3 protein-coding genes are annotated in these 10,872 nt (G+C 76.2%); 2 read left to right on the forward strand and 1 reads right to left on the reverse strand.

Annotation, left to right across the window (positions count from 1 at the left end):
* Window positions 1-29 precede the first annotated feature (29 nt).
* A complete protein-coding gene (locus AB0F18_RS36245; RefSeq protein WP_362068829.1) occupies window positions 30-8,945 on the forward strand; it encodes a type I polyketide synthase in 8,916 nt (2,971 codons plus the stop codon).
* A 44-nt stretch (window positions 8,946-8,989) separates the two neighbouring features.
* Window positions 8,990-9,757: an alpha/beta fold hydrolase gene (locus AB0F18_RS36250; RefSeq protein WP_362068832.1), complete on the forward strand. Its 768-nt coding sequence runs from the start codon at window positions 8,990-8,992 to the stop codon at window positions 9,755-9,757.
* A 16-nt stretch (window positions 9,758-9,773) separates the two neighbouring features.
* Here the strand turns inward: AB0F18_RS36250 and AB0F18_RS36255 are convergent.
* Window positions 9,774-10,872, reverse strand: a 1,099-nt coding sequence (locus AB0F18_RS36255) for a Gfo/Idh/MocA family oxidoreductase (RefSeq protein ID WP_362068835.1), incomplete at its 5' end; no start/stop codon positions are given.

The following is a 10,872-nucleotide window of genomic DNA, read 5'->3' on the forward strand; positions in this document are numbered from 1 at the left end:
CCGCGGCCGGCGTCGGCGGGATCATCAAGATGGTCGAGGCCATGCGCCACGGCGTCCTGCCCCGGACCCTGCACGCCGAGGAGCCCTCCCCGCACGTCGACTGGACCTCCGGCGCCGTCCGCCTCCTCACCGAACCGGTGACCTGGACGGAGGACGGGCGGCTGCGCCGGGCCGCCGTCTCCTCCTTCGGGGTGAGCGGCACCAACGCCCACACCATCATCGAAGAGGCACCCGCGGTCCCCGTCCCGGCGGAGGACCCCGCCGGACCGCAGATCCCCGCCGCCGATCCGCTGCCGGTGGCCTGGACCCTCTCGGGCCGTGACACCACGGCCCTGCGCGAACAGGCCGAACGCCTCCTGCGGCACGTCCTCGGCCTCGGCGAGGTCAGCCCGGTGGACGTGGCCCACTCCCTGGCCGCCTCCCGGGCCGTCCTGGAGCACCGGGCCGCCGTGGTCGGCACCGAGCTGCCCGAACTCGTCGCCGGAGTCACCGCCCTCGCCGCGGCCGAGCCCGCCGCGCAGCTCGTCGAGGGCGTGGGCGGGCGCGAGGCCGCCACCGCGTTCCTGTTCTCCGGCCAGGGCAGCCAGCACCTGGGCATGGGCCGTGAACTGTACGCGGCCCAGCCGGTGTTCACCGCGGCCTTCGACGCTGCGTGCGCCGCCCTCGACCCGCACCTCGAACGTCCCCTGCGGGACGTGGTGTTCGGACAGGATCCGGGCCTGCTGGAGCGCACCGAGTACACCCAGCCTGCCCTGTTCGCCGTCGAAGTGGCCCTGTTCCGGCTGCTGGAGGCCTGGGGGGTGCGGCCCGACTTCCTCGCCGGGCACTCCGTCGGCGAGTACGCGGTCGCCCACGCGGCGGGCGTGCTGTCGCTCCAGGACGCGGCGAAGCTCGTGGCCCTGCGCGGCCGGCTGATGCAGACGCTCCCGTCCGGCGGGGTGATGGTCGCCGTCCAGGCCTCCGAGGCGGAGGTGCGGGAACTGCTGGCGGGCCTGGAGGACCGGGCCGGTGTCGGCGCCGTCAACGGGCCCGATTCCGTGGTGGTTTCGGGCGCCGCCGACACCGTGTCCGCCGTCGTGGACCGACTGTCCGCGGAGGGCCGCAAGACAAAGGCTCTCGCTGTCTCCCACGCCTTCCACTCACCCCTGATGGACCCGATGCTGGCCGCGTTCCGGGCCGCCGTCGAATCCGTCGCCTTCGCACCCCCGCGACTGCCGGTCGTCTCCACCCTCACCGGAGGCCCGGTCACCGCCGAGGAGTTCTGCTCACCCGACTACTGGGTCCGCCACGTCCGCGACGCGGTCCGCTTCGCCGACGCCGTCGGCTCCCTCGCCGCCGAAGGCGTCGCCACCTTCCTGGAAGTGGGCCCCGGCGGAGTCCTGACCGCCCTGGCCCAGCACGTACTCGACGACACCCACGTCCTCGTCCCCCTGCTGCGCACCGACCGCCCCGAGCACCTGGCCGTCACCACCGCCCTCGCCCGGCTCCACGTCCACGGCACCCCCGTCGACTGGGCCGCCGTGCACGCCGGCCGCGGCGCCCGCCGCATCGACCTGCCCACGTACGCCTTCCAGCGCCAGGACTACTGGCTCGAACCCGCCGCCCCCGCCGGCCGCCGCTCCCCGATCGAGGACTGGCAGTACGGCATCACCTGGAAGCAGCTGAGCACCCCGGCCGCAGGCCCCGCCGACGGGCACTGGCTGCTGGTGGCCCCCGCCGACGGCGCCGACCCCGCCGCCGCCGACATCGCCGGTGCGCTCCGGGAGGCGCTCGCGGCCCGCGGGGCCCGCACCACCACCCTGACCGTGGACGCCGCCGAGGACCGCGAGGCCCTCGCCGGCCGGCTGCGGGAGGCCGCGGCCGGAGCCACCCCCCGTACCGTCGTGTCCCTGCTGGCCCTGGACCGGCGCCCCGCCGCCGGACTGGCCGCACTCGCCGGCGGCGACGCCGCCACCCTCACCCTGATCCAGGCCCTCGGCGACGCAGAAGTCGAAGCCCCCCTGTGGTGCGCCACCCGCGGCGCCGTCGGCACCTCCCCCCAGGACCCGCCGACGTCCCCCGCCCAGGCCCGGACCTGGGGCCTCGGCCGGGTCGCCGCACTGGAACACCCGGCCCGCTGGGGAGGTCTCGTCGACCTGCCCGCGGACTGCGACCGCACCGCCCTGGACCGGCTGCTCGGCATCCTCACCGCCGAGGGCCCCGAAGACCAGCTCGCCGTACGCCCGGGCGGAGTGTTCGCCCGCCGCCTCGCCCGCACCCCCGACGCCGAAACCCGGCGCGCCGGGGAATGGCGGCCCCGGGGCACGGTCCTGATCACCGGCGGGACCGGCGCCCTCGGCGGACAGGTCGCCCGGCTCCTCGCCGGACGCGGCGCCGACCACCTCGTCCTCGCGGGCCGTCGCGGCCCCGCCGCCGAGGGCGCCGCCGAACTGGCCGCAGAACTGGAGGCACTCGGGGCCCGGGTGACCGTCGCCGCCTGTGACGTCGCCGACCGGCAGGCCCTCGCCCGGCTCCTCGGCGAACTGACCGGCCCGGCCGCCGAACAGCCCCTCACCGCCGTCGTGCACACCGCCGGCACCGACACCCCCGGACTGCTGGCCGACACCGACCCGGCCGCCTTCGACACCGTCCTGGCCGCGAAGGCCGCCGGCGCCGTCCACCTCGACGCGCTCCTGCGCGAACTCCCCGACACCCACCCGCTCGACGCGTTCGTGCTGTTCTCCTCCATCGCCGGGGTGTGGGGCGCGGGCGGGCAGGCCGCCTACAGCGCCGCCAACGCCCACCTCGACGCGCTCGCCGCCGCCCGCCGCGCCGACGGTCTGCCCGCCACCGCGCTGGCCTGGGGCCCGTGGGCCGGCTCCGGTATGGCCGCCACCCCCGAGATCGCCGACAGCCTCCGCAAGCGCGGCCTGGAACCCCTGGCCGCCGACTCCGCCCTCACCGTCCTCGACCGGGCCGTCGGCCGCGGCGCGACGGCCGTGACCGTCGCCGACGTCGACTGGGCCCGCTTCGCCCCGACCTTCACCCTCGGGCGCCCCAGCCCCCTCCTCACCGGCCTGCCCGAGGTCCGCGACACCGCGAACGGCCGCCCCGCGAGCTCCGACGGGGCCGACGACACCGCCCGGGCCCTGCGCCGCACCCTCGCCCAGGCCGACCCCGCCGACCGGGACCGCACCCTCGTGGAACTCGTCCGGGCCGAGGCCGCCGCCGTACTCGGCCACCCCGGCCCCGGGGCCGTCGAACCGGGACGCGCCTTCCGCGACCTCGGCTTCGACTCCCTCACCGCCGTGGAACTGCGCAACCGGCTGGTCCGCGCCACCGGACTGGCCCTGCCCACCACCCTCGTCTTCGACCACCCCTGCGCCCTCGACCTCGCCGGCCGGCTCCTCGTCGAACTCCTCGGCACCCCGGAGCCGTCCGGGACCGCCGCCACCCGGGCCGCGGCCGACGAGGAACCGGTCGCGATCGTCGCGATGAGCTGCCGCTACCCCGGCGGCGTCCGCTCGCCCGAGGAGCTGTGGCGGCTGGTGGAAGAAGGCACCGACGCCATGTCCGTCTTCCCCGACAACCGCGGCTGGGACCTCGACGCCCTCTACCACCCGGACCCCGACCACCCCGGCACCACCTACGCCCGGGCCGGCGGCTTCCTCTACGACCTCGCCGACTTCGACGCCGCGTTCTTCGGCATCTCCCCGCGCGAGGCCACCGCCATGGACCCGCAGCAGAGGCTGCTCCTGGAAACCTCCTGGGAGGCCTTCGAACGGGCCGGCCTGGACCCGGCGACCGTACGCGGCAGCCGCACCGGCGTGTTCATCGGCTCCGGCTACCAGGACTACCTCCGGCGCGGCCTCGCCGTCCCCGAAGGAGTCGAGGGCTACCTCGGCACCGGCAACGCCGCCAGCGTGGCCTCCGGACGCATCGCCTACACCCTCGGCCTCGAAGGCCCGGCCGTCACCGTGGACACCGCCTGCTCCTCCTCCCTCGTCGCCCTGCACATGGCGGCGCAGGCCCTGCGCCAGGGCGAATGCGAACTGGCCCTCGCCGGCGGCGTCACCGTGATGTCCAGCTCGGGCGCCTTCGTCGAGTTCAGCCGCCAGCGCGCCCTGGCCGCCGACGGCCGGTGCAAGGCCTACTCGGCCGACGCCGACGGCACCGGCTGGGGCGAGGGCGTCGGCATGCTGCTCGTGGAACGGCTCTCCGACGCCCGCCGCAACGGCCACCCCGTCCTCGCCGTGATCCGCGGCTCCGCCGTCAACCAGGACGGCGCCTCCAACGGCCTCACCGCCCCCAGCGGCCGGGCCCAGCAGCTCGTCATCCGCCAGGCCCTCGCCAACGCAGGCCTGTCCACCGCCGACGTCGACGCCGTCGAGGGACACGGCACCGGCACCCGCCTCGGCGACCCCATCGAAGCCTCGGCCCTGCTGGCCACCTACGGGCAGGAACGCGACGCCGACCGGCCCCTGTGGCTGGGCTCCCTGAAGTCGAACATCGGCCACACCCAGGCCGCCGCCGGAGCAGGCGGCATCATCAAGATGGTGCAGGCGCTGCGCCACGGCCTGCTCCCCAGGACCCTGCACGCCGACGAGCCCACCCCGCACGTCGACTGGACCGCCGGCGCCGTCCGGCTGCTCACCGCCCCCGTCACCTGGGAGCCGGACGCCGACGGCCGGCCCCGCCGCGCCGGCGTGTCCTCCTTCGGCATGAGCGGCACCAACGCCCACGTCATCATCGAGGAAGCACCCGGCCCCGACCCCGACCCCGTGGCGGACACCGCCCCGGCCGGCGCCCCCGCACCCCTGCGCGCGGCCGCCACCGCGCTGCCGCTCGCCGCCCGCACCGTCCCCGCCCTGGAGGAACAGGCGGCCCGCATCGCCGCCCTCCTGCGCGAGAACCCCGACACGACCCCCGGCGACACCGGCTACGCCCTCGCCACCACCCGCACCCCCTTCGCCGAACGCGCCGTGGCCGTCGGCGAGGACCGCGACGAGCTGATCGCCGCCCTCGACGCGCTCGCCTCCGGCGCCTCCCACGCCGGCGCCGTCCGCGGCACCGCCACCGCCCCCGCCCAGCCCGTGTTCGTCTTCCCCGGCCAGGGCTCCCAGTGGCCCGGCATGGCCGTCGGACTCCTCGACACCTCCGAGGTCTTCCGCGACCGGATCGCCGCCTGCGGCCGGGCCCTGGCCCCCCACGTCGACTGGGACCTCGAAGACGTCCTGCGCGCCGCCGACGGCGCCCCGGCCCTGGAGACCCCCGACGTCGTCCAGCCCGTGCTGTGGGCCGTGATGGTCTCCCTCGCCGAACTCTGGCGCTCCTGCGGGGTCCGCCCCGCCGCCGTCGTCGGCCACTCGCAGGGCGAGATCGCCGCCGCCGTCGTCGCCGGAGCCCTCACCCTCGACGACGGCGCTCGCCTCGTCGCCCGCCGCAGCGCCCTCCTGCTGCGCCTGTCCGGACAGGGCGGCATGGTCTCCCTCCCCCTGCCGGAGACCGAGGCCGGCGAGCGCATCGCCCCCTGGCAGGGCCGCCTCTCCGTGGCCGCCGTCAACGGCCCCCGCACCGTGGTCGTCGCCGGGGACCCCGAGGCACTGGCCGAACTCCTCGAAGCCTGCGCCGCCGACGGCGTACGCGCCAAACGGGTCCGGGTCGACATCGCCTCGCACTGCGCCCAGGTCGAATCCCTGCGCGAGGAACTCGCCGGGGAACTCGCCGCGCTGACGCCCGCCGCGCCCGCGGTCCCGTTCTACTCCACGGTGACCGGCGAACCCCTCGACACCCCGCCGGACACCGCCTACTGGTACGCCAACCTCCGCCGGACCGTCCGCTTCGAACAGGCCGCACGAAGGCTGCTGGCCGACGGACACCGGGTGTTCATCGAGGTCAGCCCGCACCCCGTGCTGGTCTACGGGCTCCAGGACACCCTCGACGACACCCCCGCGGAGACCCCCGCCACCGTCCTCACCACCCTGTCCCGGCACGAAGGCGGCGCCCGCCGCTTCCTCACCTCCCTCGGCGACGCCCACGCGCACGGCGTCCCCGTCGACTGGAAGACCGTCCTCGGCGGCGAGGGCACCGGGGCCGTGGACCTGCCCACCTACCCCTTCCAGCGGCAGCGGTACTGGCTCGACGCACCCGACACCGCCGCCGGCCCGGCCCCCGACCCCGGATCCGCCACCGACACCGCGTTCTGGGCCGCCGTGGCCGGCGGAGACCTCACCACCCTCGCCCGGGAACTGGACATCGACGAGGACGCCACCCTGCGCACCGCCCTCCCGGCCCTCAACGCCTGGCACCAGGGCCGCCGCGACGAGGCCGCCGCGGAAGCCTGGCGCTACCGCATCGCCTGGAAGCCGGTGGCCGACCCCGCACCGCCCACCGCCCTCGGCGGGGTCTGGCTGGCCGTCGTCCCCCGCGAGCTGCCCGACGACCCCGCCGTGAACCTGGCGCTGGACTCCCTCGCCGCACACGGCGCCGAGATCGTCCGCCTGGACGTGGCCGGCGACGCCGACCGCCGCAGCCTCGCCGACGCGCTGCGAGCGGCAGCCCGCGACACCACCGGAGTCCTGTCCCTGCTGGCCCTCGACGAACGCGCCCACCCCGAGCACCCCGCCGTCCCGATCGGCCTCGCCACCACCCTGCTCCTCGTCCAGGCGCTCGGCGACGCGGGCCTGGACGCCCCCCTGTGGTGCCTGACCCGGGGCGCGGTCTCCACCGGCCCCGCCGACCCCGTCCGCGCCGTCCGCCAGGCACCCGTGGCCGCCCTGGGCCGGGTCGCCGCCCTGGAGCACCCCGGCCGGTGGGGCGGCCACATCGACCTGCCCGACGGGGTACGGGCCACCGACGGCCGCACCGGCCGCAGGCTCGCCGCCGCCCTCACCGGCGCCGGCGGCGAGGACCAGCTCGCCCTCCGCGCCGACGGCCTCCTCGCCCGCCGGATGCTCCGCGCCACCGGCGCCGAGGCACCCGCCGGCCCCGGCTGGCAGCCGCGCGGCACCGTCCTGGTCACCGGCGGCACCGGCCACATCGGCGGCCACGTCGCCCGCTGGCTCGCGGGTGCCGGCGCCGCCCACCTGGTGCTGGCCGGCCGCCGGGGCCCCGACGCCGAAGGCGCCGCGGAACTCGCCGCCGAACTGGAGGCCCTGGGCGCCGGCGTCACGCTCGCCGCCTGCGACATGGCCGACCGCGAGGACGTGGCCCGGCTCCTGGACTCCCTCGACGCCCTGCCCCCGCTGAGCGCCGTGGTGCACGCCGCGGGCACCGGCACGCCCGCCATGCTCGCCGACACCACCGTGGCCGACTTCGACTCCCTCCTGGGGGCGAAGGCGGCGGGCGCCGCCCACCTGGACGAACTCCTCGCCGACCGGGAACTCGACGCCTTCGTGCTGTTCTCCTCCGGAGCCGCCGCCTGGGGCAGCGGCGCCCAGTCCGGGTACGCGGCGGCCAACGCCTTCGTGGACGCCCTCGCCGAGGACCGCCGGGCCCGCGGCCTGACCGCCACCGCCATCGCCTGGGGCGCCTGGGGCGGCGGCGGCATGGTCGACCGGGCGGCCGAGGAGCGGCTGCGGCTGCGCGGGCTCGACCCCATGGACCCCGGCCTCGGGGTGCTGGCCCTGCGCCGCGCGGTCGAACGGGGCGACACCACCGTGGTCGTCGCCGAGGTGGACTGGGCCCGGTTCGTCCCCGGCTTCACCGCCGCCCGGCCCAGCCCCCTGATCGCCGACCTGCCCGAGGTGCGCCGGCTGACCGCCGCCGAGGAGAGCGGCGCCGACGCCCCGGCCGACGGCGAACCGCCCTTGCTGCGCCGGCTCGCCGGGCTCTCCGGGGCCGACCCGGCCCCGGCCGTGCTGGAGTTCGTACGCTCCGAGGCGGCCGCCGTACTCGGCCACCCCTCCGCCGACGCGGTGGGGGAGCGGCAGGTCTTCCTGGAACTCGGCTTCGACTCCCTCACCGCCGTCCGGCTCGCCAAGCGCCTCGGCCGGGCCACCGGCAGGAAACTGCCCGGCACCCTGGTCTTCGACCACACCACCCCCGCCGCCCTGACCGCCCACCTCCTCGAACTACTGGACCTGCGCCCCGGCGGCGGCCCCGCCACACCGGCCGACACCGCCGACTCCTCCGGGGAGGACCTGCTCGTCGGCCTCTACCGGCGGGCGGGCGAACTGGGCCGCCTCACCGAGGGCATCGAGATGGTCACCGCGGCGGCCCGGCTGCGGCCCGTCTTCGACGCCGCCGACGCGGACCGCAACCGGCCCGTCCCCGTCCGCCTGGCCCACGGCGACGAAGGCCCCCACCTGGTCTGCTTCGGCCCCTACATGGCCCCCTCCGGAGTCCACCAGTACGCCCGCTTCGCGGCGGCGTTCGGCGGCCGGCGCAGCATCTGGGGGCTGCCCGAGCCGGGCTTCGGCCCGGGCGAGTCACTGCCCCGCGACGTCGAGGCCCTCGTCGAGGTCCACGTCGGGGCCGTCACCGCCTGCGCGGGCGAGGAACCGGTGGTCCTCGTCGGCTACTCCTCCGGCGGCTGGGTGGCGCACGCCGTCGCCTGCCGGCTGGAGCAGCTCGGCCGGCCCGTCGAGGGCATCGTGATGCTCGACAGCTTCACCCGGAGCCGCGGCATGGGCGACCGGTTCCAGGCCGCGGTGGTACGGGAGCAGTCCGACCGCTTCGAGTTCATCTCCGCACCCGGCACCCAGCTCACCGCGATGGGCGGCTACCTCACCCTCTTCCAGGACTGGAACGCCCCCGAGGCCGCGGCCCCCACCCTCGTCGTCCGCGCCGCCGACTGGATGGCGGACGGCGCGGACCCGGCCGCCGACCGGACCGACGACCGCCCGCCCGCCCCGGAACACGCCCAGACCGTCACCGAAGTGCCCGGGAACCACTACACGCTGATGGAGCGCCACGCCGAGTCCACGGCCACCGCCGTCGACGAGTGGATCCTCAAGCTGCCCTGAACCGCCCGGCCCCTGCCCCCTCCGTGAAAGGACACGACCGCTCCGTGAACACCCCGACCACCACCGACAGCAGCCTGTGGATACGCCGGTTCCAGCCGAGGCCCGACAGCTCCGTCCGGCTGGTGTGCCTGCCGCACGCCGGCGGATCCGCCAGCTTCTACCTGCCCGTGGCCCGCGCCATGCCGGACTTCGCCGACGTCCTGTGCGTCCAGTACCCCGGCCGGCAGGACCGGCGCACCGAGCCCCTCGTCGACAGCATCCCCGAACTCGCCGACCAGGTCTTCACCGCCCTGCTGCCCTGGGCGGACCGGCCGCTGGCCTTCTTCGGGCACAGCATGGGCGCCTCCGTCGCCTTCGAGGTCGCCCGCCGCTTCGAGCGGGACAAGGGCATCGTGGCGGCGGCCCTGTTCGCCTCCGGCCGCCGCGCCCCCTCCGCGTACCGCCACGAGACCGTGCACCTGCGCGACGACGAGGGCCTGATCGAGGAGGTGAAGAGCCTCAGCGGCACCGACACCCAGCTGCTCGGCGACGAGGAGGTGCTGCGGATGATCCTCCCGGCCATCCGCGCCGACTACCGGGCCGCGGAGACCTACGCCCCCGAGCCGGGGGAACGGTTGCGCTGCCCCGTGCTCGCCATGGTCGGCGCCGAGGACCCGAAGGTGACCGTGGCCGAGGCCGCCGCGTGGGCCGAACACACCGAAGGCCCCTTCGATCTGAGGGTGTTCTCCCCGGGCCACTTCTACCTGGTCCGCGACCACGCCGAGGTGATCGGGGCCATGGCCGACCGCCTCCGCACCGTCCTGCAGAAGTGACGACCGGTCACATCACCTATCTGCGCTGCCCGTTCTCGAAGTAGGCGGCCAGCAGCGGATCGAGCGGCGGGACCCTGCGCGGGGTCCCGCCGTCCCGCAGCGACTCCGTCGCCCCGTACCCCGCGGCCACCGCCATCCGGGCGGCGACCGGCGAGGTGTCCGTGCGCCCGCCCTCCCGTACGAAACGCAGGAACTCGTCGATCAGCAGCGGGTCCGCCCCGCCGTGCCCGCCCTCCGACGGGACCGGCGGCACGGGGTGGCGGGCGTCCGGCTCGGCCCGGTAGGACGAACGCCGGGTGTTCCAGACCCTGACCTCGCCGCCCGGGCCGTCCCCGAAGTTCTCCAGCCGGCCGGCGTCCCCGATGACGGTGTAGTTGCGCCAGTAGTCGGGGGTGAAGTGGCACTGCTGGTAGGCGGCGAGGACCCCGTTGCCCAGGCGGAGGTTCATCAGGGACACGTCCTCGACGTCGATCACCGGGTTGAGGTCCCGCTGGGTTCCCGGCGGCCAGTGCCCCGCCTCGGTGTACCAGTCGGCGGCCTTGGGCTCGCCCGGAGCCCGGCGGTGGGGGATCGCGCCGTAGACCATCAGATCGCCCAGCGCCTGCACGTCCTCGGTGTAGGAGCCCGCCAGCCAGTGCAGGACGTCCAGGTCGTGGGCGGCCTTCTGCAGCAGCAGACCGTGGGTGAAGCGGCGTTCGGCGTGCCAGTCCTTGAAATACCAGTCGCCGCCGTAGCCCACGAAATGCCGGATCCACACCGTCTTCACGGTCCCGACCACGCCCCGCGCGATCAGCTCCCGCATCAGCCGGACCACCGGCATGTGCCGCATGTTGTGCCCCACGTACAGGCGGGTGCCCGTCTCGTACGCCGTGCGCAGGACCTCGTCACAGCGCTCCACGCTGATGTCGAGCGGCTTCTCGACGAAGACGGGTTTCCCGGCCCGCAGGGCGCACCGCGCCAGACCGGCTTGGGTGTGGTCGGGGGTGAGGACCAGGACGGCCTCGATCCCAGCGTCCCCGATCACCTCCCGCGGGTCCGCGCAGACCCGCGCGCCGGGGAACGCCCCGGCGGCCGCGGCACGGGCCCGCGGGTCGGGATCGGCGACCGCGGCCACC

Origin of the sequence: Streptomyces sp. NPDC029216 (assembly GCF_040648015.1) — a bacterium.
Classification (GTDB): domain Bacteria; phylum Actinomycetota; class Actinomycetes; order Streptomycetales; family Streptomycetaceae; genus Streptomyces.

Excerpts from the sequence above, each read along its gene's own strand:
- AB0F18_RS36245 (WP_362068829.1), top strand. The coding sequence starts at position 30 with ATGGTCGAGGCCATGCGCCACGGCGTCCTGCCCCGGACCCTGCACGCC.